Genomic DNA, 22,989 nt, shown 5'->3' on the forward strand with positions numbered 1-22,989 from the left:
ACGGACAACGTCACATTGTATTCTTGGGCTCCGCACGGTGCTGGAGGAGCAGACATGGCCCGCCTGACGTCGCTCAACGTGATCTCGGCGCAGGAGCATCTGCGCGACCAGGTGGCGCACGCACTTCGGGCGGCGCTCATCTCCGGCGAGCTGAAGCCCGGGACCGTGTACTCCGCGCCCGCGCTCGCCTCCGAGTTCGGTGTCTCCGCGACGCCCGTCCGCGAGGCGATGCTCGACCTGGCCCGTGAGGGCCTGGTCGAGGCCGTCCGCAACAAGGGCTTCCGGATCACCGAACTGACCGAGCAGGACCTCGACGACTTCACCGAACTGCGCGCCATGATCGAGGTACCCACCGTGGGCAGGATCGCGGGGATGGGTCTCACACAGGAGTTGGAGGCGCTGCGGCCCGTAGCCCTGGAAATCGTCGAGGCGGCCCGCCGGCACGACATCCTGGGCTATCTGGAGGCGGACCGCCGCTTCCATCTCGGCCTGCTTGCGCTGGCCGGGAACCGCCGGCTGGTCGAGGAGATCGGCGAACTACGCAAGCGCTCCCGGCTGTTCGGCCTGAACCGGCTTGCCGAGTCGGGCCAGCTGGTCGCCTCCGCGCAGGAACACGTACAACTGCTGGACCTGGTGGCAGCCGGTGACGCCCCGGGGGCCGAGGCCTGCATGCTCGCCCATATGTCCCATGTCCGGTCCCTGTGGGCCGACGGCAGGCAGGACGGGGCCGAGCGCGCCGGCGAGGCGCCCGAAGAGGTGCCGGCCGGCCAGGTCTGAGACCATCGCACGGTTCCGGGGCGGCTGTCGCCCGGACGGAGCGCCGTGATGGTTCGGCTTCCACCCGGTACCCGGCCGGTGTTCTCGCGCTCGGCGGTCAGGACGGCTGGACCTGGTCGAAGAGGGCGAGGGCTTCGGCGGGGTCCGGGCTCACGAGGCGTTCCAGACCGGCGGCCGTGATCTTCGCCCACCTGCCGGCCCGGGCCCACATCTGTTCCTCGAAGGCGCGGACGGTCGCGTCCAGATCTCCGGGGCCGGTGGCGATGGACTCGGCGAGTTCGGCGCCTTCCAGCATCGCGAGGTTCGCTCCTGCCCCCAGTGGGGGCATCAGATGGGCGGCGTCGCCCAGGAGCGTCACCCCGCGGACATGTGTCCAGGTGTGGGACACGGGCAGGACGTAGAGGGGGCGGTGGACGAAAGCGGTGCCGTGGCGGAGGAGGGCGAGGACGGGGGCGGCCCAGCCGTCGAACCGGGCCAGCAGACTCGATCGCACGGCCTCGACGTCGGTCGGGTCCAGGTTCGTGTGCCAGTCCAGCGGCGCGCGGAACTGGGCGTACACCTTGACGTGGCCGCCGCTGTTGCGCTGCGCGACGAGCGCCCGGTTCACGCCGTACACAGCCACGGAACCGTCGCCGATCAAGCGGGCGAGGTCGGGGTGGCGGGTGTCGACGTCATCCAGGGAGGTCTCGATCAAGGTGACGCCGGTGTAGTGCGGCGTCACCGATGAGACCGTCGGGCGGACCCGGGACCAGGCGCCGTCCGCGCCGATCACGAGGTCGAACGTCTCCTGTCGCCCGTCCGCGAATTGGACCAGTACGCCATCCCGGGTCCCCGGCGCCACCTGCGTCACGCCCTGCCCCCACCGGACGTCGAGAGGGCCGAGCAGCAGGTCACGGAGTTGACCGCGGTCGATCTCGGGATTGGCCCGGTCGTCCGGCCGGGGACGCCAGTCGCGCAGGACGGCGCCGTCCGTGTCCAGGATGCGCATGGCCTGCCCCTCGGGACGGGACAGTGCCTGGAACTCCGCCAGCAGCCCCGCCTTCTCCAGCGCGAGCTGGCCCAGCCCTTCGTGCAGGTCCAGCGTGCCGCCCGGGGGGCGGGCGTCGGGGGCTGGATCGCGTTCGAGGACGGCGACGGGGTGGTCATGGCGGTGCAGGACGCGGGCGAAGGCAAGGCCGGCAGGTCCGCTCCCGACCACCGCGATTCGGTGTCTCATGCCGATACACTGTATTTAATCGCTACGGTGTATCGCAACAGTACGATGTGACCATGACTGTGTGGGACCGGCCGGAGCCGCCGAATCGCCCTGTGCCGCTCGACCGGGAGCGGATCGTCGCCGCAGCCATGGCGCTGGCTGACGAGGGCGGACTGGCGGCGGTGTCGTTGCGCAAGGTCGCCGCCCGCCTGGACGCCGGCCCGATGCGGCTGTACGGATACATCTCCACCAAGGAGGAGCTGTTCGACCTCATGGTGGACGAGGTCTACGCCGAGGTTCTTCCCGAGGAACAGCCCGGTGACTGGCGGGAGGCGCTGCGCGTCCTCGCCCACCGCACCAGGCGGGCCGCCCTCCGTCACGAATGGCTGGCCGACCTGCTCGGCGGCCGTCCGGCCCTGGGCCCGAACGGCATCGCCGTGGCCGAGGCCACGCTGGCCGCCCTCGACGGCCTCGCCGGCGTCGACACCGCCATGCGCGCCGTGGAGACGGTCAGCGCCTACTTCACCGGAGCGATCAGGCGCGAGATCGCCAACGTGCGGGCGGAGCGCGCCACGGGCCTGTCCACGCGCGACTGGCAGCGCGCCTCCGGCCCGCGTATGACGAAAGTGTTGGCCACGGGCCGCTTCCCGGCGCTTTCCAAGGCCGTGTACGACGGCACACACGTGGACGCCGAGGAGTCCTTCGCGACCGGCCTGGACTGGGTCCTCGACGCCGTGGCCGCCAAACTCGCCGGGCCGCCGGCGTAACGCTCAACTGCCGCCGAAGCACTCCGGGGCTCCGGGGCACTCAAGGGATGCCGCACAGGCGGCGGGGGCCTCATTCGCTCGCTACGGCCGCGATCCAGTTCTGCCAGACGTGGATCGTGTTGGGCACCTCGGGGTGATCGAGGAGCCAAAGGACATAGCCGGCATGCTGCTGCGCCCATGGGTTGTCGGACCGGGCGGCAGTTTCCAGCCTGCCGCGCAGATCCTCGCTGTCAACCGTTCGGGCAACGCGCAGGTACTCGCGATCCTTGCACCGGTAGGCCCTGTGAACGACGGTCTCGACCAGGTCGGTGAGCTTCGCCCTGACGGTCTCGCTGTGGTCAGTGACCGCCAGGTCCCGTATGAGCCTCTGCTTCGTGCCCCACTTCTTGGCATGCCGGGTCCACTCCTGCGGATACCTCGCCTCCCATTCCAGGAAGAGGAGCGCATAGGGCAGGCCCGGCCATGACCTGATGTCCCCGGGCGGACGGTTCCACAACGCGTTGGGCAGCGCATACTTCCCGGCTTCGACGTACATCTCATGTGCCTGCAGGAAGGCCGGATCCCGCCACTGCTCCCGTCCGCCGAGCGGCAGCGTCAAGTGCCACAACTCGTTGAACCGGCCAAGAGCATCCCGCACGTTCCTCTGGACATCGGCAAGCCGGACCTGCGCCGCAGCCCGCTCGGCGGGATCGTCGGCGATCAGCCCGAACGCCCAGCCCAGCCGGGCGTCCCACACCTGGGCTTCGTCCACGCCGGCACCTGCACCCGCATCCTTCGTCACGCAGGAGATCATCCCCCAGTCGCTGCGCCGGGGTGCGTCGAACCTTGACTCGGAACTTCTCGGGCTGAAGCGCAATCGTCTGCAAGCAGGGCGCTGCGGACGGGAGTTGGCGCGCAGATGAATCTGCGCACAGCTCCTTCCGAAGGACATGTGACATGTGCCATTGTACTGACGGTCGCGCTTGAGGTCGTGCTCATGTCATGAGTCGGGTCATCCATCCGGGCCTCGACCGCACCATCCCCCACGCCGCGCAACGTCGCGCGACACCACACCGCTGGGAGGCGGCACGTGAAGAACCGAACGGTTCGACAGAGATTCACCGGATTGTCCACCGTGGCCCTGGCCGCCTGTCTGGGCGTCGGCATGCTCGCCGCACCGAGCCGGGCCGCCGAGCCCCGGCCCTCCGCACAGGCCGCCGCCCAGGCGACGGCCGCCGCGGGCAAGGCCGTTGGACCCGGGGCGCCCGAACCGGGCGGCCCCGCCGCGCAGGCTCTCACCGCGCCCGTCGAGGACGCCGGCCACATAGGCGGCGCAGCCCTGAAGCCCGCCGACCGGGCCCCGCAGGCCGCGTCCAAGGACGCGCTGAAGCGCGACTACGACGACCCGCGCGCCGCCGCGCCGAGCCACCCGGCCCCGTCGATGAGGGCGAAGGCCCGCTCCGCCGCCGAAGCGGCCGGACTGGCTCCGGCCGCCGCGTGCTCCGTCGCCGACTTCACGAGCCGCACCGGCAGCGCCCTGGTCCAGCAGATCAAGTCGTCGACGACCGACTGCGTCAACACCCTGTTCGGAGTCAAGGGCAACGACGGCTACCTCGCCTTCCGCGAGGCCCAGATGGTCAGCGTCGCCAACGCCCTGCGCGACGGATCGGCCGCGTACCCGGGTGACAGCAGTACCGGCATGCCGCAGCTGGTGCTCTTCCTCCGCGCCGGCTATTACGTGCAGTACTACGACCCCGGCACCGTCGGCGGCTACGGCGCCCCGCTGCGTACCGCCATTCAGAGCGGGCTCGACGCCTTCTTCGCCTCGGCACACTCACGTGACGTCACGGACGCCAACGGCGAGACCCTGGCCGAGGCCGTCACGCTCATCGACAGCGCCGAGCAGAACGACCGCTACCTGTACGTGGTCAAGCGGCTGCTCGCCGGCTACGACTCCTCGTACGACAGCTCCTGGTACATGCTCAACGCGGTCAACAACGTCTACACCGTGACCTTCCGGGGTCATCAACTGCCCGCGTTCGTCACCGCCGTCCAGGCCGACCCGAGCCTGCTCGACTCGCTCGCAGGATTCGCCCGCGACCACCTCGGCCTGCTGGGCACGGACCGTTCGTACCTCACCTCCAACGCAGGTCGCGAACTCGGGCGCTTCCTCCAGGAGGAACCGCTGCGGCCCAAGGCCCGTCCGCTTGTCATCGACCTGCTCGGCCGGAGCTCGTTGACCGGACCCACCGCACCGCTCTGGGTCGGACTGGCCGAGATGACCGACTACTACGACCACACCGACTGCGCCGCGTACGGCACCTGCGACCTGGCGGCACGGATCAGGAGCGCCGTCCTTCCCGTCGAGCACACCTGCAGCGACAGCATCCGCATCCTGGCGCAGCAGATGTCCTCGGCCGACCTCGCATCAGCCTGTACCAGCCTGCGGGGCCAGGACGCCTACTTCCACGAGGTGGCCCGGGACGGCGGACCCGTCGCGGATGACAACAACACCACCATCGAGGTGGTCGTCTTCGATTCGAGCACCGACTACCAGACCTACGCCGGAGCCATCTACGGCATCGACACCAACAACGGTGGCATGTACCTGGAGGGCGACCCGGCAGCGGCCGGCAATCAGCCGCGGTTCATCGCCTACGAGGCCGAATGGGTGCGCCCCGACTTCCAGATCTGGAACCTCAACCACGAGTACACGCACTACCTCGACGGCCGGTTCGACATGGCCGGAGATTTCGAAGCGGGTGTGACGACCCCGACCATCTGGTGGGTCGAGGGCTTCGCGGAGTACGTCTCCTACTCCTACCGTGACGTCACCTACGACGACGCAGTCACCCAGGCCGCCGCACACACCTACACCCTGAGCTCCCTGTTCGACACCACCTACGAGAACGCCGACCAGACACGCATCTACAACTGGGGCTACCTCGCGGTCCGTTACATGCTCCAGTCGCACCGGGCGGACGTGGACCGACTGCTGGGCCTCTACCGCAGCGGTGACTGGAACGGTGCCCGCACCTTGCTCACCTCCACCATCGGCAGCCGCTACGACTCCGACTGGAACGCCTGGCTGACGGCATGCGCGGCCGGCAGTTGCGGCACCACCAACCCGCCGACCGAGCCTTCGGCCGAGTGCACGGCGGGTGATGTGCGCGAGCTCGGCCAGGACTGCACCAGGAGCGGACAGCAGGCGACCCGGGGCAACTACTCCTACCTGTACGTCTACGTGCCCGCCGGAACCGCCCGGCTGAAGATCACCACGAGCGGTGGTACGGGCGACGCCGACCTCTACTACAACGCGAACGGCTGGGCCACCACGGGGGCTTACACATCCCGGGCGACCGGCGGCGGCAACAGCCACACGCTGACGGTCGAGAACCCGGCGGAAGGTGCCCACTACATCAGCCTGTACGCCGTGCAGGACTTCGGTGCGGTGAACGTGTCCACGCAGTACTGATCCCGGACCGGGCGTCACGCGTGCGGATCACCGCGGCCGTGGCGCCCGGAGCGGTCTCAGAGCAGTCGCAGGGTGTCCGGTCCCGTCCGGTCCCGGATGATCTCCACCAGCCGGTCGAAGAGGGTGGGGCCTAGTCCCTCGGCCGCCTGTGCCGATTCGGCGAGCAGGCGCTGCTGATTGCTCGCATGGGCCCGGCCGACGAGTCCGCGGAGATACCGTGCGGTCTCCTCGTGGCCCAGCGCGCGCGCCGACAGCGCGTGGTCCCGCCACTCGATCACGAAGTCGCCGTCGTCCGGCGTGCCCATCCCGCCGCTCAGGCAGTCCGCGAAGGCGTCGAGGTTCCGGCCGAAGTATCCGCCGGGCCCGTTCACCGCCTCGCCGATCACGTCCCAGAAACGCTCCGGGCCGGTGACCTCGGAGCCGTCGATCACATAGGTCACGGTCATGGGGGGAGCGTACAAGTACGTCGGTCCGGTGATCCGCGCCGCAGGTGGGGGGCTACGGCGCGGACCGGACCGAGGGTGCGGCTCAGCAGCCGTGGTCGACGAGGTCGAAGGTCTCGTAGTGGTCGGCGGTGTAGTAGTCCTCCTGGACCTCCTCGCCCGTGACGATGCGTCGCGCACCGCGGGTCGGGGAGCCAGGGGTGATCACGGTGTACTCGTGGTAGTAGCCGGTGCTCTGTCCGGGCAGCACGCCTTCGCGGTTCTGGAAGACGGTCCCGTCCTGGTCGTACGGGAAGGGCCCGCCGGCGTCGATGAGATCGAGGGTGTCATGGGCCTGGGACGGCAGCGCGGAGTAACAGATGCTGCCGACGGAGGTGGTGGCGGCGGTCGCGGTCGCCGTGACGGGGCCGCCGACGAAGAGGACGGACAGGAGGGCGGCGACGCCGCCGAGCGTGGTGATCCGTGGGGGGATTCGCATAACCACCATGATGACGCGCGTAGATGCGGTCCCGTCAACGCCAACAAGGGTGAATTTTTGTGAAGTTAACCGAGGAGAAGGTAAACGTTGCGCTCCGGACGGGCCGGCGCACGCCCTGAGCGCGCAGCGCGTGTCAGGGGCTGACGGAGCGCCAAATGCGGTCCGGGACCGTCCGGACGGCCTCCTCGATGTCGATGTCACCGACCGAGAGCCAGCGGCGCGCGATGCCCGTCACGGGGCCCAGGATCAGTGATTCCACTACGGGCAGGGGGAGGTCGGCGAGTTGGCCCGACTCCTGGTGGGTGCGCAGCCATGCCGCGAGTGGGGCCAGCCGGGCCTCCTGGGCGCCGCGGATCTGACGGGCGCGTGCGGTGATCTCGCGGTCCACGGTGACGGAGTGCATGAGCCGGGCAGCGTCCGGGTGCACCTGGATGAAGTGCAGGTAGGCCCGCACCACCGCCTGGACGCCGGTGCGGGCGTCCTCCGCCCGCATCAGCTCCCCGCCCAGCTCGTCGAGGAGGCGGCCCAGCCAGGACTGCGCGAGCGCGACCACGACGCCTTGAAGACTGCCGAAGTGGTGGTAGATGCTTCCCGCGCTGACGCCACTGGCCGAGGTGATCGCGCCCAGGGTGAGTCCGGCCTCGCCGTCCGACGCGTAGACGTCCAGTGCGCAGTCGAGCACGTGCGCCGCTGTGGCCTCACCGCGTTGTTGCTTCGGACTCATCGACGTCGCCCCAGCTCCCGGATCCGGCGTTCCCCCATGGACCCGCCGGCGGGGAACAGAGTTGAAGAATGTTCCGGAATTATTTCCGGAAACAGTTCCAATCGTTGCATGCTGTGCCTCAGACTGAACACCTTCTGCGCCAAGTCACGTCGGCGCATGGGGATTTCAGGTGGCGGATGCGGTCCCGGGCGGAATGCGCGGCGGGGCTCACGGGGGAGTACTCGGACATGACCAGCATGCACGACGGTGACCACGAGGACGGCGAGGACAACCTCGACGGCGGCATCAAGCCCCTGGCCGCGACCGACCCGGTCCGCATCGGGCCCTACCTTCTGCTCGGCAGGCTCGGCGCGGGGGGCATGGGCCGGGTCTACCTCGCCCGCTCCGAGGGCGGTCGCACGGTCGCGGTCAAGGTGGTGCACCCGGAGCACGTCGCGGACCCGCAGTTCAGGGCGCGCTTCCGCCGTGAGGTCGACGCGGCGAGGCGCGTGGGCGAGCGCTACACCGCGCCCGTTCTGGACGCGGCCCCTGACGAGGAGTACCCCTGGGTGGCCACGGGCTATGTCCCCGGCCTCTCCCTGGAGCAGGTGGTCCGGGGTCATGGCGCGCTGCCCTCCGAGTCCGTACTCGCCCTCGCCGACGGCCTCCTGCGCGCGCTCAAGGACATCCACTCGGCCGGCATCGTCCACCGTGACCTCAAACCGTCGAACGTGATGCTCACGGTCGAGGGGCCCAAGGTCATCGACTTCGGCATCGCCCGTGCCGTCGAAACGTCCGTCGACTCGCTCCTCACCAGCACGGGAATGGTGATCGGATCGCCCGGCTTCATGGCCCCGGAGCAGATCCGCGGCGAGAGCGCGGGCCCGAAGAGTGACGTGTTCACCCTCGGCTGCGTGCTGACGTACGCGGCGACCGGCAAGCTTCCGTTCGGCAACGGGGTGAGCAACCAGCATGCGGTGATGTACCACATCGTCGAGGCCGAGCCCGATGTCGATCAGGTCCGCGACGAGGGTCTGCGCACCCTGATCACCCGCCTCCTCGCCAAGTCCGTCGCCGAACGACCTTCCGTGGAAGCGCTGTTGGCGGAGCGAGGCAGTGAAGGCCTTGCCGCGGGGGCGTCGTGGCTGCCGGCCGGAGTGGTGGGCCACCTCGCGCGGCAGTCGGCGCGGCTCCTGGACGCGGAGGCGGCGCCGGTGCGGCAGGAGAGCGTCGACCGCGGGACGGTCGGCCTGCGGGCGCCGGCGGAGGTTCCCGTGGTCTCCTCCGTCGGTGGGGCGGTCGAGCCCGAACGCAAGCGGGACGGGCGACGCCGCCCATGGATCGTGTCCGTTCCCCTGGTCGTGGTCCTGGCCGGGGGAGGCGGCACGCTGGCGGTTCTGCAGCCGTTCGGCGGCGACAGTGACCGCGGCAGCCACGCGTCCCCGTCCACCGGTGCGACAGCCGCGTCGGTGCCGGCGTCGCCGTCGGCACCGCATGGCTCACCTCCCCGGAGCGACAGGAGTCCCCGGGCGGGCGGCGGCAAGAAGGACGGCGACGACGGGGAGGCAGGCGGTGACGCCGGAGGCTCGGACGGCGGTGCCGGAATACCGGACGGCGGCGGTACGTCCGCCGTGGGGGGCTCCGGCGCAGGCTCCTCCGATGGCGGCGGAACGTCGTCGGGAGGCGGCACCGATGCGACGGGCGGCGGGAGTTCGAGCAGCGGAGGTTCAAGCGGCGGGAGTACGGCCGGCGGTGGCCCGGGCAGCACCTCGGGCTCCACGAGCGGCTCCGGTGGCACCTCCGGGTCCACCACGACCGGCTCGGGCGGCACCTCGGGCTCCACGGGCGGATCAGGTGGTGGGAGCACGGTGCCGTCGTCGTTCGTGGGCACCTGGAAGTACGGCGACACGTACAACGTGGGGCAGCCGGGCGTGATCACCATTTCCGGGTCGGGCGTGGTGCGCCTGTCCGACTTCCCGGTCAACAGCTGCCCGTACGAGGCCAAGGTGACCTCCACCGCGAGCGGCAACAGCCGTATCAACGTCGGCACGGCCAAGCTCGTCGGCGCCAACCCCGGCTACTGCTACGCCACGCTCGACGCGTCGTACTTCACTCTCAACGGCAGCGGCGTCCAGCACAACGTCGGCGCCGCCCATGCCGACGGCTACTACTACAAACGGGCCTGAGGTCCGCCGACGGCCACCCGCGGGTCGCTGGAATCACCGGCCTCGTGACGCATCCGCAAGCGTGACAGCCCGTAGGCGGGGCATGCATTGCGTGAGCACCTTCGATAACAGGGGGCGATTCGCTGTGTGGGCGGGGGAAACGATGGGGCGTCAGGAATTGGCCCGACTGCATCGCAGAGTCGGCCGTGCCGACCTGGCGGCCGTCGCGGAAGTGCGAGGCGCCGTAAGGGAATTACTGCGATATCGATGGAAGGAGGAGCCCGCGCAGGTGGCCGAGCTGCTGCTCAGCGAGCTCGTGACCAATGCGCTGGTCCATACGGGCGACGGGGCGGTCGTCGCCGTGAGTGTGGCGCCGCAGAAGCTGCGCGTGGAGGTCAGGGACTTCGTCCCGGGCATGCCCGTGTCGCACGTACCGGACGCCGACGACGGTACGCACGGCAGGGGACTGGTCCTGGTGGAGAGCCTCGCGGACTCCTGGGGGATCAGCCCGCACGCCCTGGGCAAGGTGGTCTGGTTCGAGCTGGACGGCGAACGGCCCTGACGATCCGACCGGATCGTCAGGGCCGTGTCCCGCAAGGCCGCAGGCCGGCACGTCAGCCGAACTGCTGCTCCAGGTCCTTCAGCTTCTGCTCCAGCGAGTCGAGCCTGGGCAGTGCATGGGTGTCGTCCTCGGCAGTGAGGTCGACCGCTCTCGGGTCAGTCGCGCCCAGCTCAGGGACGCCCCCGGAGTTCGGGCCGTTGGCGGCTTGCAGGGATGGCCGGGGTCGCAGGGGCAGCTGACCGGATATGGCGGGCTCAGCGACGGACTGCGCGGAGCCCGTCGCGGGGGCGATGGCCTGGACGTCAACCTGGGCGCTGCCCCGGCCGACCCGCCCCCAGGCCCGGTTCTGCCGGTTCAGGGCCTTGATCTGCGCCCGGTCCAGCTTCTCCTGGTCCCTCCTGCGGAGACGGTTCTGCTCGTTCTCCCGGCGGTCCTCACGTACCTCGTCGACCGCTTCGTCCAGCGTGCGTACGCCTTCGAGCAGCATCAGCGACCAGGCGCCGAAGGTCTCCCGGGGTGCGCGCAGCCACCGTACGATCCGGATCTGCGGCAACGGACGGGGCACCAGGCCCTGTTCGCGCAGGGCCGCCACCCGGGTCTGTTTCAGCGCCCGGTCGAAGAGCACGGCCGCCGAGAGCGACATCCCCGCGAAGAAGTGCGGAGCACCCGCGTGGTTCAGGCCGCGCGGCGCGTGCACCCAGTTGAACCAGGCGGCGGCACCGGCGAAGGTCCACACCAGCAGCCGTGAGCCGAGCGCCGCGTCGCCGTGGCTGGCCTCACGGACAGCGAGCACCGAGCAGAACATCGCCGCCCCGTCGAGGCCGAACGGCACCAGATACTCCCAGCCTCCGGAGAGGCCGAGATTCTGCCTGCCGAAGCCGACGAGTCCGTGAAAGGAGAGCGCGGCGGCGACCGCCGCGCAGCAGAACAGCAGAACGTACGAGGCGGTCGCGTACAGCGCCTCCTTGCGTCTGCGCCGGTCCTCGCTGCGTTCCCAGGTGTCGTCGGCCGCGGGTGTGTCAGAGGCGCGCTTGCCGCGCGCGACCACCGCAACCGCCGCCATGACCCCCGCCAGCAGCACGGCAGCCGGAAGCAGCCAGTCAAGCGATACGTCGGTCAGTCTCATGCACGATCCCTTGCATCGCGATAGGGCGTTTCGGCTGCCATCGTGCCGGGGATTGCGTCGCGTTCAGGCGGTTTCGGGGCAAGAGAACACCAATGGGGTGGCAGAGCCGTCGGATAACCGCGATCTGGTCGAATGCCTGTATGCCGCAAGGGAGTTGCGTTCGATTCGCGTCACTCGTGCGGGCGGTGTGGACCTTCGGGTCGCGGCACCCCGGCGGGCAGTGCGGATCAGGGGGCGGGCCTCAGCTTCCGGACCCGGTCCGCGTCGCAGGTGCGCGGGCAGGTGACACAGGTGTCCTCGGGCCGCACCGTGTAGAACATGCAGCAGCTCGCCCGGTCCCGGGTGGGCAGCGGCTGCCCGTCCGGTCCGGTCAGCTCCCGGAAGCCCGCCGTGCCGACGTACGGCTTCGTGGTGCCCGGCAGGAGCATCTCCAGCTCGGCCATCGCGCGCCGCTCCTCGCCGAGGAGATGGGCGACGTACCAGAGGCCCTCGACGACCTCGTCCGTCGCCATGCCCCACAGGGCCCGTTTGCCGCGCCGCATCCGCGGGCCGAAGCCGTCGAGCACCGGGCCGAGGTGTTCGGCCACGGACGCGAGCACCTCGGCGCGCAGCGCGGCCTCGTCCGCCACCACGCGCGCGCCCGGCAGTTCCGCCGCCGGATCGCCGGGCAGGCAGGCGAATTCCTGTACCCGTACCGCCAGATGGCCCAGCGCCCGCTGGAAGGTGACGTTCTCGACCGGGATCCGCGGCACCCGCCGGTGCAGGAACCACGGCACCGTCACCAGCAGACAGGCCGGCCATGCGTAGCGGTGCAGCCCGAAGCCGGCGACCACGTCGGGCCGGGCCTGCTGCCCGTAGTCCCGCAGCACCTGGGCGTCGTCCCAGGCGAGGAAGGCGTCGAGTCCGCTGCCCCCGGCCGCGAGCTCGTGGGCAGCCACCCAGCCGGCGCCGCCGGGGGCGGGCTCGCCGTCCGTGAGTACCTCCGCGCGCAGCCCGGGAAAGACCTCGGCCAGGCGCGCGTACGCGTCCGTAACCGCCGAGGTCGTCGTGCCGGGGAGCAGAGTGGGCAGGGTCATGCAGGGACCACCGAATCGCGATCGTTTGCAGGTAAGCCTTACCTTACCCGACGCGATCGATGTTTGAACTGCAGCCTCCTCCGCCTATCGTGCACACGAGGCGCCGTGCACGCGAGCCGCGCCCGCGACCGGCCGAGGAGGTACTCGTGGAGCAGGGCAGAGCCCGTGAGGACGTGTGGACACCGCATGCGTCCGCCGCGCCCATGACCGCCTCCTCGTCCCTCCGGGTGCCGGAGCAGGCGCGTGGCGAGCACACCCACAGCGAGCCGCCCGCCCCCCGGACCGTGGTGCAGCGGCACTCCGTGCGCGGCCAGATCCTGGACGCCCTGCGCGCCGCCCTCGTCGACGGCGAACTGATCCCCGGGCAGGTGTACTCGGCCCCGGCGCTCGGTGCCCGCTTCGGGGTCTCCGCCACCCCCGTGCGCGAGGCGATGCAGCAGCTGGCCGTGGAGGGGGCCGTCGAGGTTGTGCCGAACCGCGGCTTCCGGGTCGCCGAGCGCGGGCCGGGCGAGCTGGCCGAGCTGGCCGAGGTGCGGGCGCTGCTCGAAGTCCCCGTCATGCTGCGGCTCGCCCGCACCGTCCCGCCGGCCGGCTGGTGCGCCCTGCGCCCGCTGGCCGACGCCACCGTCGCGGCGGCGGCCGTCGGCGACCGGGCGAGCTACGCGGAGGCGGACCGGGCCTTCCACGGGGCGGTTCTCGCGCTCTCCGGCAACCAGCAACTCGTGATGGTCGCCGACGACCTGCACCGCCGCTCCCAGTGGCCCCTGGGGCACAATCCGGCCACCCGCCGGGCCGACCTCGTCGCCGACGCGGTGGAACACGCCTCGCTGCTCGACGCGCTGATCGCCCAGGACCTGTCCGTCGTGCAGGCGCTGGTGCGCGAGCACTTCACCGGCGCGGACCGCTGACCCCCGTACGGGTTGCCGCTGCCACGGACCGTTGACCCTCCCGTCCGGGCTGCTGCCGCTGCCACGGACCGCCGTGGATACTCTGTGCCTCTCATCGCATGATCGTTTTCGAGGGGGCAGGGATGATGCGGAACCGAGGGCCGCGGGGGGCGTCCGCGCTACTGGTGGTGCTGGGACTGGCGCTGGCGGCGGCGGGCTGCTCCGAGTCCGGCAGCTCCGACGGAACGCCTCCTGGGACACCCGCTGCCGCGACGCCGTCGCGGAGCGCGAGCCCCGCGCGTACACCTGCGGATGCCACCGCGCCTTCGCCGGCGCACTCCGCGAGCCCGGCGCACTCCGCGACCCCGTCAGCCTCGGCTGCGACCGCCTCCGCCGCGGCCGCCGTCTCCGTGCCGCCGACGAGGAAGCCCGCACCGCTGAAATCCCCGGTCGCGCCGCCCCGGCGCGGCGGCGGCGGGCAGAACGGGAAACCCGCCGCCACGGTGCCGCAGAACCCGAACCGCGGCCCGAACCCCCCGCCCGCTCCGCCGCGTCCGACGCCGACCCCCGAGTGGAGCGACGCGGGCTGGAAGCCCGGCGACCCGGTAGAGGACCGTACCTGACGGTCCTCGTGGCCGGCCCGTGTCTCAGTTCGCCCCGGCCGTCTCCGGCCCCGGCGGGTCGAGATGCGGCGCCAGCCAGGTCGGTACGCCGCCGAGCAGCCGGAAGAGCCTGCCCGCCTCGGCGCGCAGCCGGGTCGCCGCCTCGGGCTCCGGTTCGGCGTCCGCCATGGCGATGAGCGCCGGTGCCGTACCGACCAGGTAGCCCAGCTCCTCCCTTATCCGCAGGGACTCCGCGAAGCCGTGCCTGGCCTCCGCCAGCTCGCCCTCGCGCAGGGCGATCAGGGCCAGATGGCGCCAGGTGGAGGAGAGCAGCAGCGCGTCTCCCTGGGCCGTGGCGCCCGCGTGGGCCCTGCGGTACGCGGCGCGGGCGGCCTGCGGTGAGTCGGCGATGTTCTGGGCGATCAGGCCCCGCCGGAAGTCGAGCAGCGGACGGCCCGGGGCGGCCGGGGCGAGCAGTGCCGCGGCGCGGCTCAGCGCCACCCGTGCCTCGTCGGCCCGGTCCCGTACGCCGAGCAGGGTGGAGGCGTACGCCAGATAGCCGCGCTCGCAGGCGGCGGCCCCGCGTTCGGCATCGTCATGGGCCATGGCCTCGGCGGTGCGCAGCGCGTCCTCCGCGTCGGTCCAGCCCTGGCCGGTGTAGAGACACCGCTCGGTCAGCAGCGCCGTGCGCTGGAGGGCCGCGGCCGGGTCGGTGGCGGCGTCGTGTTCGAGCAGTGCCGCGGCGTCCGTCCAGCAGGCGCGTGACCGCAGCCGCCATACCGCTGTCTGGAGCGGCGGATCGTCATCTGCTGTCGTTCCGGAACCAGACATGGCGGTATGCGCCACATTGCCCTCCCCGAGCGCGCCATCGAGCTGTGGAGAGCGTCCGGCCATTGGGGGCGGCGTCGCAGGGCTGGGTGCGCACATCTGCGGCGTTGTCGTCAATCACCATGGCTCCGCCATGGCTCAGTCCTCCGCCTTGCAGCTGCACGCACCCAGCCCTGCTCCTTCACCCACCCCTCAATGGCCGGGCACTCTGAGTCTGGCCGCATCACAGCACGGAATGGCACGCCGGGCCAAGAGGTCGAGCCAATGTCAGGTGAAACTTTTCACAATCGACGGAGTCCGTGGTAGCCGCCGTGGGCCCCCGGGCGTCAGCTCATACGCAGGGCGAGGAAGAAGTCGAGCTTGTCCTCGAGCCGTGAAAGGTCACGTCCCGTCAACTGCTCGATTCGCCCGATCCGGTAGCGCAGTGTGTTGACGTGGAGGTGCAGCCGGGCCGCGCAGCGGGTCCATGAACCGTCGCAGTCCAGGAACGCCTCCAGGGTCGGGATCAGCTCCGCGCGGTGGCGCCGGTCGTAGTCGCGCAGCGGGTCGAGCAGCCGTGCGGTGAACGCGCGACGTACGTCGTCGGGGACGAACGGCAGCAGCAGTACGTGCGAGGCCAGCTCGTGGTGGCCGGCCGCGCAGACCCGCCCCGGACGGGCCGCCGCCACCCGGCGGGCGTGCCGGGCCTCCTCCAGGGCGCCGCGCAGCCCCTCGGGCGAATGCACCGAGGCGCTGACACCCAGTGTCAGGCGCCCGTCGTCGGCGAGGCCCGCGGAGAGCGGGGCGCGCACGGCGGCCAGCAGGGCGTCGGCGTGCAGCGCGGGGTCGTTCGCCGGGGCCTCCTCGCCGGTCTCGTCCGCTTCCGGCCGGGCGTCGGTGAGGGCGGGCAGCGGTACGAGTGCGATGGCCTCGTCGCCCGTGTGGGCGACCGCGATCCGGTCCGCGGAGTCCGGCCCGGTCACCGCCGGGTCGACCAGGATCTCCTCCAGCAGCGCCCGGGCGGCCGGCCCGCCCGCGATCCCGGAGCCGGTGCCGCCGGGCGCGTCCGCCTCGTTCCACTCGACCCGGGCCACCACGACCTGCCAGTGCGGCGCGCTCCCGAGGCCGGGCAGCAGGACCGGGGCGGCCACCCGGAGCCTGGCGGCGATCTCGGTCGGCGCCGCGCCGGCCTGGACCAGCTCCAGGACCTCCTGGGCGAGCCTGCGGCGGACCGTACGGGCCGCGTCGCGCCGGTCCCGTTCCACCGCGATGAGCTGGGTGACGCCCTGGAGCAGGTCGAGCCGGGCGGCCGACCAGTCGCCCGCATCGGCCTCGACGGCCAGCAGCCAGTCGGAGAGCACCGACTCCCGCACATCGCGGGAGGCCGGCACGGTGCCCCTGCCGTGGTTGCGAATCGGAAAGAGCGAATACGTGACCCCGTCGACGGTGGCCCGGTGCGGGGCACGGCGGCCGGAGCGCACCGCCGCCAGGTGCAGCCCGGCCAGCTCCGCGCCGGCCGGTCCGGACAGCGGTGCGCCCGCGCCCGCGATCTGTCGGCCGGTGGGCGAGAGAACCCAGGCGTGCAGGTCGAGGTCGGAGCCGAGCAGATCGAGGACCACCTCGGGGCCGCCGCCCGCCGGCCCCGAGGTCATCAGCCTGCGGTGCCGGTCCACCACCGCCGCCAGGTCGCCCGCCCGCTCGCCGGACACCTGGCGGACCACATGCTCGGTGATCGTTGCGAACGCGACGGTCTCGTTCACGGCGAAGAGCGGCAGCCGGTGGTGGCGGCACGCCTCGATCAGATCGTCCGGGATGGCGCCGAGCTCCGCCTCGCCCGCCGCGAGCCCGGCGACCCCGGCCCCCGAAAGGATCCGTACGAACGGCTCCGAGTCCTTCGCGTCCCGGTGCCAGGCCAGCCCGGTCAGCACCAGCTCGCCGCCCGCGAGGTAGCGGCTGGGGTCCCGCAGGTCAGTGGTCATCACGCCGCGGACCGACCGGTCCAGCTCCTCGTCGCCGCCGAGCAGCCGCAGGCCCAGCGCGTCGGTCTCCAGCAGTGCGCGCAGCCGCATCTCGTCGCCGCCGATCTCATTCGTTGGTGCGGGTGAAAACTGGGTATTGCGGTGAGGTCACCGATCCCCGCCATTCGTTCGAATCTACAAGACGAGCGAGGAGACCAGCCAACTCCTTCATGGTTTCGGTGACTGCACCAGGTGGAGCAGGGCTTGTGTACTGGGCCACACACCATGTGAACAACACAGGAACAACCCGTAGAGGGCCGGCCGTCCCCAGCCCGACGAACGACAACCCCGGCGAACGACCCGATTGAGAAGAAGAGAGCCACCCATGGACTTCCTTCGCCCCGCCAGCTGGGAGGAGGCGCTCGCCGCCAAGGCCGAGCACCCGACGGCTGTACCCATCGCGGGCGGTACCGACGTGATGGTCGAGATCAACTTCGACCACCGCCGGCCCGACTACCTTCTGGACCTGAACCGCATCGGTGAGCTGTCCGAGTGGGAAGTGGGCCAGGAGAGCGTACGGCTGGGCGCCTCGGTCCCGTACAGCCAGATCATGGACCACCTGCGGGCCGAACTGCCGGGTCTGGCGCTCGCCTCGCACACCGTCGCCTCGCCGCAGATCCGCAACCGCGGCGGTGTCGGCGGCAACCTGGGCACCGCGTCGCCCGCCGGAGACGCCCACCCGGCGCTGCTCGCCGCGGGCGCCGAGGTGGAGGCCGAATCCGTCCGCGGAACCAGGCTGATCCCCATCGACGACTTCTACACCGGCGTCAAGCGCAACGCCCTGGAGCCGGACGAGCTGATCCGGGCCGTGCACATCAAGAAGGCCGACGGGCCGCAGCAGTACTCCAAGGTCGGCACCCGCAACGCGATGGTCATCGCCGTCTGCGCCTTCGGCCTGGCCCTGCACCCCGAGACCCGCACGGTCCGCACCGGCATCGGATCCGCCGCCCCGACACCCGTACGGGCGAAGGAGGCGGAGGACTTCCTGAACGCCGCGCTGGAAGAGGGCGGGTTCTGGGACAGCCGCACGATCATCACGCCCTCGATCGCCAAGCAGTTCGCCACGCTCGCCGCGGCGGCCTGCAACCCGATCGACGACGTGCGCGGCACCGCGAGCTACCGCCGGCACGCGGTCGGGATCATGGCCCGCCGGACCCTCGGCTGGACCTGGGAGTCGTACCGCGGCAACGGCCGCAGCACTGAAGGAGCTGCCTGATCATGCGCGTCAATTTCACGGTCAACGGCCGCCGGCACGAGGCCGACGACGTCTGGGAGGGCGAGTCCCTCCTGTACGTCCTGCGTGAGCGGATGGGCCTGCCCGGCTCCAAGAACGCCTGCGAGCAGGGCGAGTGCGGCTCCTGCACGGTCCGCCTGGACGGCGTGCCCGTCTGTGCCTGTCTGGTCGCAGCCGGCCAGGTCGAGGGCCGCGACGTCGTCACCGTCGAAGGCCTCGCCGACTTCGCCGCCCACCGCGCCGAGGCCCACCCCGGCACCGGTTGCGCCTCCGGAGCCTGCGGTACCGCGCTCGACAAGGCACGGCAGTGGGAGGCCAGGCCGTCCGGCGACGACACCCGCGACACCGGCGAGCTGTCCCCGATCCAGCAGGCGTTCATCGATGCCGGAGCAGTCCAGTGCGGCTTCTGCACCCCCGGACTGCTCGTCGCGGCCGACGAACTCCTGGAGCGGACCCCTGAGCCGTCCGACGCGGACATCCGCGAGGCGCTCTCCGGCAACCTCTGCCGATGCACCGGCTACGAGAAGATCCTCGACGCGGTCCGCCTCGCGGCCGCCCGCGCGGAAGAAACGGTCTAGACGATGGGCGTCAGCGGTTCCCCCACCAACATCAACCAGGGCACCCGGACCAAGGGCGGCATCGGCGAGTCCACGCTGCGCCCCGACGGCATCCTGAAGGTCACCGGCGAGTTCGCGTACTCCTCGGACATGTGGCACGAGGACATGCTCTGGGGCCACACCCTGCGCTCCACCGTCGCGCACGCCGAGATCGTCTCGATCGACATCTCCGAGGCGCTCGCCACCTCCGGTGTCTACGCCGTGCTCACCTACGACGACCTGCCGGCCGCGGTGAAGAACTACGGTCTGGAGATCCAGGACACCCCCGTCCTCGCACACGGCAAGGTCCGCCACCACGGCGAGCCGGTGGCGCTCGTCGCCGCCGACCACCCGGAGACGGCCCGCCGCGCCGCGGCGAAGATCAGGATCGACTACCGCGAGCTCCCGGTCATCACCGACGAGGCCTCCGCGACGGCCCCCGACGCGATCCTCGTCCACGAGGGCCGCGACGACCACCACATCGGGCACGTACCGCACCCCAACATCGTCCACCGCCAGCCGATCGTCCGCGGCGACGCGGAGGCGGCGAAGGCCCGCGCCGACGTCGTGGTCAGCGGCGAATACGTCTTCGGCATGCAGGACCAGGCCTTCCTCGGCCCCGAGTCCGGCCTGGCCGTACCCGCCGAGGACGGCGGCGTCGATCTGTACGTCGCCACCCAGTGGCTGCACTCCGACCTCCGCCAGATCGCCCCCGTCCTCGGCCTGCCCGAGGACAAGGTCCGCATGACGCTCTCCGGCGTCGGCGGCGCGTTCGGCGGCCGTGAGGACATCTCGATGCAGATCCACGCCTGCCTGCTGGCGTTGCGCACCGGCAAGCCGGTCAAGATGGTCTACAACCGCTTCGAGTCCTTCTTCGGGCACGTCCACCGCCACCCCGCCAAGCTCTGGTACGAGCACGGCGCCACCCGTGACGGCAAGCTGACGCACATGAAGTGCCGCATCGTGCTGGACGGCGGCGCCTACGCCTCGGCCTCCCCGGCCGTCGTCGGCAACGCCTCCTCGCTCGCCGTCGGCCCGTACGTCATCGACGACGTCGACATCGAGGCGATCGCCCTCTACACCAACAACCCGCCGTGCGGCGCGATGCGCGGCTTCGGCGCGGTCCAGGCCTGCTTCGCCTACGAGGCGCAGATGGACAAGGTCGCAGCCGAACTGGGCATGGACCCGGTCGAGTTCAGGCAGCTCAACGCCATGGAGCAGGGCACCCTGCTGCCGACGGGCCAGCGGGTCGACTCGCCCGCCCCGGTCGCCGAACTGCTGCGCCGGGTCAAGGCCAGGCCGATGCCGCCCGAGCGCCAGTGGGAGAGCGCCGGCGAGCACGCCGACGTACGGGCGCTGCCCGGCGGACTCTCCAACACCACGCACGGCGAAGGTGTCGTGCGCGGCGTCGGCTACGCGGTCGGCCTGAAGAACGTCGGCTTCTCCGAGGGCTTCGACGACTACTCCACCGCCCGGGTGCGCATGGAGGTCATCGGCGGCGAACCCGTCGCGACCGTGCACACCGCCATGGCGGAGGTCGGACAGGGCGGCGTCACCGGTGCACGCCCAGATCGCCCGTACCGAACTGGGCGTCTCCCAGGTCACCATCCACCCGGCCGACACCCGGGTCGGCTCGGCCGGCTCCACGTCCGCGTCCCGCCAGACCTACGTCACCGGCGGCGCGGTGAAGAACTCCTGCGAGGCCGTGCGCGAACAGGTCCTGGAGATCGGCCGCCGCAAGTTCGGTACGTACCACCCCGCCTGGGCCACCGCCGAACTCCTCCTGGAGGGCGGCAAGGTCGTCACCGACGGCGGCGAGGTGCTGGCCGACCTGGCCGACGTGCTGGAGGACGAGGCGATCGACATCGAGCTGGAGTGGCGCCACCGCCCCACCGAGGCCTTCGACCTGCGCACCGGACAGGGCAACGGCCACGTCCAGTACTCCTTCGCCGCGCACCGTGCGGTCGTCGAGGTCGACACCGAGCTCGGCCTGGTCAAGGTCATCGAACTGGCCTGCGCCCAGGACGTCGGCAAGGCGCTCAATCCGCTCTCCGTCATCGGCCAGATCCAGGGCGGCACCCTCCAGGGCATGGGCATCGCCGTCATGGAGGAGATCATCGTCGACCCGAAGACCGCGAAGGTGCGCAACCCGTCCTTCACGGACTACCTGCTGCCCACCATCCTCGACACCCCGACCATCCCGGTCGACGTGCTCGAACTCGCCGACGACCACGCCCCGTACGGGCTCCGTGGCGTGGGCGAGGCCCCCACCCTGTCGTCGACGCCGGCCGTCCTCGCGGCGATCCGGAACGCGACGGGGCTGGAGCTCAACAGGACACCGGTCCGGCCCGAGCACCTGACCGGCACCTGACCGGAGCTCCTCCTCAGCTCTCCGGGCGGTGCGCGCCTCAGGGAACGTCACACTTCCTGCGCCCGCACCGCCCGGAGATCCCAAGTTCCGCACCGCTCGCGGCCCTTGATCCCCTGCGCCACAGCAGCGGCAGTACTCGTTCCACCCATTCCGTACGAACAGTTCGTCTCGGGCCGTCCCCCGGGTCGTGCAGCCGGAGCATTCATCCCAAATCCCGCATCTCCATTCTTCATCGCGGGTGCCCCTGTGAACCTTGGGAGTCAGGCATCATGACCCAGCAGTCAGTGGAACCGAAGACCGGTGCGGAGGACGCGGGCCCGGGCTCGCGCGTCCCCGCCGGAAAATCGTGGCTCGACCGGTACTTCCACATATCCGAGCGTGGATCGAGCGTCGCGACCGAAGTGCGCGGCGGTGTCACGACCTTCATGGCCATGGCGTACATCCTGTTGCTCAACCCGCTGATCCTCGGCGGCAAGGACGTCGACGGCAACCTCCTCAGTCAGCCCGGGCTGATCACCGCCACCGCGCTCGCGGCCGCGGCGACCACCCTGCTGATGGGATTCGTCGGCAAGGTCCCCCTCGCGCTCGCCGCGGGTCTCAGCGTCTCCGGCGTCCTGTCCTCACAGGTCGCTCCGGAGATGACCTGGCCGCAGGCCATGGGCATGTGCGTGATGTACGGGCTGGTGATCTGCCTCCTGGTGGTCACCGGACTGCGTGAGCTGATCATGAACGCGATCCCGCTCCCGCTGAAGCACGGCATCACCATGGGCATCGGGCTCTTCATCGCCCTCATCGGCCTCTACAAGGCCGGCTTCGTCCAGAAGGGCACCGCCACCCCGGTCTCCCTCGGCCCGGCCGGCGAACTCGTCGGCTGGCCCGTCCTCGTCTTCGCGGTGACCCTGCTGCTGATCTTCATGCTGCAGGCCCGCAACATCCCCGGCGCGATCCTCATCGGCATCGTGGTCGGCACCGTCGTCGCCGTCGTGATCAACAAGGTCGCCGGCGTCGACCCGAAGATCTGGAGCAGTGGCCCGCCCGAGCTGCGGGGTTCGGCGGTCTCGTCACCCGACTTCTCCCTCTTCGGGGACGTCGAGTTCGGTGGCTGGGGCGACGTCGGTGCGATGACCGTCGGCTTCATCGTCTTCACCCTGGTACTGGCCGGCTTCTTCGACGCGATGGCCACCATCATCGGTGTCGGCACGGAGGCCAGGCTGGCCGACGACAAGGGCCGCATGCCGGGCCTGTCCAAGGCGCTGTTCATCGACGGCGCGGGCGGCGCGATCGGCGGCGTCGCCGGCGGCTCAGGACAGACGGTCTTCGTCGAGTCGGCGACCGGTGTCGGGGAGGGCGCCCGGACCGGGCTCGCCTCCGTCGTCACCGGACTCTTCTTCGCCGCCTGCCTCTTCTTCACCCCGCTGACGGCGATCGTTCCGGCCGAGGTGGCGTCCGCCGCCCTGGTCGTCATCGGCGCCATGATGATGCAGAACGCCCGGCACGTGGACTGGAGCGACCGCTCCGTCGCCGTCCCGGTCTTCCTGACAGTGGTCCTGATGCCGTTCACGTACACCATCACCACGGGTGTGGCCGCGGGCGTCATCTCCTACGTCGCGATCAAGGCGGCCCAGGGCCGGGCCCGCGAGGTCGGTGCCTTCATGTGGGGGCTGACGGTGATCTTCGTCATCTACTTCGCCCTTCACCCGATCGAGAGCTGGCTGGGCGTCAGCTGAC

Annotated in this window: 19 protein-coding genes and 1 pseudogene; 10 read left to right on the plus strand and 10 right to left on the minus strand. The window is 71.0% G+C overall.

Features of this window, described 5'->3' with window-relative positions; genetic code table 11:
* Positions 1 to 54 precede the first annotated feature (54 nt).
* Positions 55 to 777 carry a GntR family transcriptional regulator gene (locus SH922_RS32600; protein ID WP_393062143.1) on the plus strand — a complete coding sequence of 241 codons (723 nt, stop codon included), beginning with the start codon at positions 55 to 57 and terminating at the stop codon, positions 775 to 777.
* Between the two features lie 97 nt (positions 778 to 874).
* On the opposite strand, the gene SH922_RS32605 is transcribed toward SH922_RS32600, so the two are convergent.
* Positions 875 to 1,993 (minus strand): FAD-dependent oxidoreductase, encoded by a 1,119-nt coding sequence (locus SH922_RS32605; protein ID WP_393062144.1) that lies wholly within the window; start codon positions 1,991 to 1,993, stop codon positions 875 to 877.
* A gap of 53 nt (positions 1,994 to 2,046) precedes the next feature.
* Between SH922_RS32605 and SH922_RS32610 the strand changes: the two genes are divergently transcribed.
* Entirely contained in the window at positions 2,047 to 2,739 is a 693-nt protein-coding gene (locus tag SH922_RS32610; protein ID WP_393062145.1) for a TetR/AcrR family transcriptional regulator, read from the plus strand.
* Between the two features lie 70 nt (positions 2,740 to 2,809).
* Here SH922_RS32610 and SH922_RS32615 read toward each other — a convergent pair whose 3' ends face one another.
* On the minus strand, positions 2,810 to 3,520 hold the full coding sequence (locus SH922_RS32615; RefSeq protein ID WP_393062146.1) for a hypothetical protein: 711 nt from the start codon (positions 3,518 to 3,520) through the stop codon (positions 2,810 to 2,812).
* Positions 3,521 to 3,808: 288 nt separating this feature from the next.
* On the opposite strand from SH922_RS32615, the gene SH922_RS32620 reads away from it, so the two are divergent.
* Entirely contained in the window at positions 3,809 to 6,193 is a 2,385-nt protein-coding gene (locus SH922_RS32620; protein WP_393062147.1) for a M9 family metallopeptidase, read from the plus strand.
* A gap of 56 nt (positions 6,194 to 6,249) precedes the next feature.
* Here SH922_RS32620 and SH922_RS32625 read toward each other — a convergent pair whose 3' ends face one another.
* The 3 genes from SH922_RS32625 to SH922_RS32635 all read right to left on the minus strand — a co-directional run bounded on the left by SH922_RS32625 (position 6,250) and on the right by SH922_RS32635 (position 7,838).
* The gene (locus SH922_RS32625) at positions 6,250 to 6,639 is read right to left on the minus strand and encodes a barstar family protein (RefSeq protein WP_393062148.1); all 390 of its coding nucleotides are present in this window, start codon (positions 6,637 to 6,639) and stop codon (positions 6,250 to 6,252) included.
* A gap of 82 nt (positions 6,640 to 6,721) precedes the next feature.
* Positions 6,722 to 7,114: a ribonuclease domain-containing protein gene (locus SH922_RS32630; protein WP_326656968.1), complete on the minus strand. Its 393-nt coding sequence runs from the start codon at positions 7,112 to 7,114 to the stop codon at positions 6,722 to 6,724.
* A gap of 133 nt (positions 7,115 to 7,247) precedes the next feature.
* A complete protein-coding gene (locus tag SH922_RS32635; protein WP_393062149.1) occupies positions 7,248 to 7,838 on the minus strand; it encodes a TetR/AcrR family transcriptional regulator in 591 nt (196 codons plus the stop codon).
* A 227-nt stretch (positions 7,839 to 8,065) separates the two neighbouring features.
* Between SH922_RS32635 and SH922_RS32640 the strand changes: the two genes are divergently transcribed.
* Positions 8,066 to 10,003, plus strand: a complete 1,938-nt coding sequence (locus tag SH922_RS32640) for a serine/threonine-protein kinase (protein WP_393062150.1) — start codon at positions 8,066 to 8,068, stop codon at positions 10,001 to 10,003.
* Positions 10,004 to 10,145: 142 nt separating this feature from the next.
* Positions 10,146 to 10,544: an ATP-binding protein gene (locus SH922_RS32645; protein WP_393062151.1), complete on the plus strand. Its 399-nt coding sequence runs from the start codon at positions 10,146 to 10,148 to the stop codon at positions 10,542 to 10,544.
* Positions 10,545 to 10,596: 52 nt separating this feature from the next.
* Here SH922_RS32645 and SH922_RS32650 read toward each other — a convergent pair whose 3' ends face one another.
* Positions 10,597 to 11,670 (minus strand): DUF2637 domain-containing protein, encoded by a 1,074-nt coding sequence (locus SH922_RS32650; RefSeq protein ID WP_393062152.1) that lies wholly within the window; start codon positions 11,668 to 11,670, stop codon positions 10,597 to 10,599.
* 227 nt (positions 11,671 to 11,897) lie between these two features.
* On the minus strand, positions 11,898 to 12,746 hold the full coding sequence (locus SH922_RS32655; RefSeq protein ID WP_393062153.1) for a (2Fe-2S)-binding protein: 849 nt from the start codon (positions 12,744 to 12,746) through the stop codon (positions 11,898 to 11,900).
* Positions 12,747 to 12,892: 146 nt separating this feature from the next.
* On the opposite strand from SH922_RS32655, the gene SH922_RS32660 reads away from it, so the two are divergent.
* The gene (locus SH922_RS32660; RefSeq protein ID WP_393062154.1) at positions 12,893 to 13,654 is read left to right on the plus strand and encodes a GntR family transcriptional regulator; all 762 of its coding nucleotides are present in this window, start codon (positions 12,893 to 12,895) and stop codon (positions 13,652 to 13,654) included.
* A gap of 91 nt (positions 13,655 to 13,745) precedes the next feature.
* Here the strand turns inward: SH922_RS32660 and SH922_RS32665 are convergent, their stop codons facing one another.
* The 3 genes from SH922_RS32665 to SH922_RS32675 form a co-directional block, all read right to left on the minus strand.
* Complete coding sequence (locus SH922_RS32665) at positions 13,746 to 14,135, minus strand: hypothetical protein (protein ID WP_393062155.1); 390 nt, start codon at positions 14,133 to 14,135, stop codon at positions 13,746 to 13,748.
* 145 nt (positions 14,136 to 14,280) lie between these two features.
* Complete coding sequence (locus SH922_RS32670) at positions 14,281 to 15,066, minus strand: hypothetical protein (protein WP_362553913.1); 786 nt, start codon at positions 15,064 to 15,066, stop codon at positions 14,281 to 14,283.
* A gap of 323 nt (positions 15,067 to 15,389) precedes the next feature.
* Positions 15,390 to 17,111: a PucR family transcriptional regulator gene (locus tag SH922_RS32675; protein ID WP_393062156.1), complete on the minus strand. Its 1,722-nt coding sequence runs from the start codon at positions 17,109 to 17,111 to the stop codon at positions 15,390 to 15,392.
* A 274-nt stretch (positions 17,112 to 17,385) separates the two neighbouring features.
* Here SH922_RS32675 and SH922_RS32680 point away from each other — a divergent pair, with 274 nt between their 5' ends.
* The 4 genes and pseudogenes from SH922_RS32680 to SH922_RS32695 all read left to right on the plus strand — a co-directional run bounded on the left by SH922_RS32680 (position 17,386) and on the right by SH922_RS32695 (position 22,988).
* A complete protein-coding gene (locus SH922_RS32680; protein WP_393062157.1) occupies positions 17,386 to 18,276 on the plus strand; it encodes an FAD binding domain-containing protein in 891 nt (296 codons plus the stop codon).
* Positions 18,277 to 18,278: 2 nt separating this feature from the next.
* Positions 18,279 to 18,872, plus strand: a complete 594-nt coding sequence (locus SH922_RS32685; RefSeq protein WP_393062158.1) for a (2Fe-2S)-binding protein — start codon at positions 18,279 to 18,281, stop codon at positions 18,870 to 18,872.
* A gap of 3 nt (positions 18,873 to 18,875) precedes the next feature.
* Positions 18,876 to 21,261: pseudogene (locus SH922_RS32690) on the plus strand (xanthine dehydrogenase family protein molybdopterin-binding subunit).
* Between the two features lie 269 nt (positions 21,262 to 21,530).
* Positions 21,531 to 22,988 (plus strand): NCS2 family permease, encoded by a 1,458-nt coding sequence (locus tag SH922_RS32695; protein WP_393062159.1) that lies wholly within the window; start codon positions 21,531 to 21,533, stop codon positions 22,986 to 22,988.
* Position 22,989 lies beyond the last annotated feature (1 nt).

The sequence above is a fragment of the Streptomyces sp. LN549 genome, from assembly GCF_043203805.1.
Classification (GTDB): Bacteria; Actinomycetota; Actinomycetes; order Streptomycetales; family Streptomycetaceae; genus Streptomyces.

What these genes read in the sequence shown, in the direction of transcription:
- SH922_RS32680 (WP_393062157.1), top strand. Translation starts at nt 17,386, where the DNA reads ATGGACTTCCTTCGCCCCGCCAGCTGGGAGGAGGCGCTCGCCGCCAAG.
- SH922_RS32600 (WP_393062143.1), top strand. Translation starts at nt 55, where the DNA reads ATGGCCCGCCTGACGTCGCTCAACGTGATCTCGGCGCAGGAGCATCTG.
- SH922_RS32635 (WP_393062149.1), bottom strand. Translation starts at nt 7,838, where the DNA reads ATGAGTCCGAAGCAACAACGCGGTGAGGCCACAGCGGCGCACGTGCTC.
- SH922_RS32640 (WP_393062150.1), top strand. Translation starts at nt 8,066, where the DNA reads ATGACCAGCATGCACGACGGTGACCACGAGGACGGCGAGGACAACCTC.
- SH922_RS32625 (WP_393062148.1), bottom strand. Translation starts at nt 6,639, where the DNA reads ATGACCGTGACCTATGTGATCGACGGCTCCGAGGTCACCGGCCCGGAG.
- SH922_RS32655 (WP_393062153.1), bottom strand. Translation starts at nt 12,746, where the DNA reads ATGACCCTGCCCACTCTGCTCCCCGGCACGACGACCTCGGCGGTTACG.
- SH922_RS32605 (WP_393062144.1), bottom strand. Translation starts at nt 1,993, where the DNA reads ATGAGACACCGAATCGCGGTGGTCGGGAGCGGACCTGCCGGCCTTGCC.
- SH922_RS32630 (WP_326656968.1), bottom strand. Translation starts at nt 7,114, where the DNA reads ATGCGAATCCCCCCACGGATCACCACGCTCGGCGGCGTCGCCGCCCTC.
- SH922_RS32610 (WP_393062145.1), top strand. Translation starts at nt 2,047, where the DNA reads ATGACTGTGTGGGACCGGCCGGAGCCGCCGAATCGCCCTGTGCCGCTC.
- SH922_RS32645 (WP_393062151.1), top strand. Translation starts at nt 10,146, where the DNA reads ATGGGGCGTCAGGAATTGGCCCGACTGCATCGCAGAGTCGGCCGTGCC.
- SH922_RS32695 (WP_393062159.1), top strand. Translation starts at nt 21,531, where the DNA reads ATGACCCAGCAGTCAGTGGAACCGAAGACCGGTGCGGAGGACGCGGGC.
- SH922_RS32675 (WP_393062156.1), bottom strand. Translation starts at nt 17,111, where the DNA reads ATGCGGCTGCGCGCACTGCTGGAGACCGACGCGCTGGGCCTGCGGCTG.
- SH922_RS32670 (WP_362553913.1), bottom strand. Translation starts at nt 15,066, where the DNA reads ATGTCTGGTTCCGGAACGACAGCAGATGACGATCCGCCGCTCCAGACA.
- SH922_RS32650 (WP_393062152.1), bottom strand. Translation starts at nt 11,670, where the DNA reads ATGAGACTGACCGACGTATCGCTTGACTGGCTGCTTCCGGCTGCCGTG.
- SH922_RS32685 (WP_393062158.1), top strand. Translation starts at nt 18,279, where the DNA reads ATGCGCGTCAATTTCACGGTCAACGGCCGCCGGCACGAGGCCGACGAC.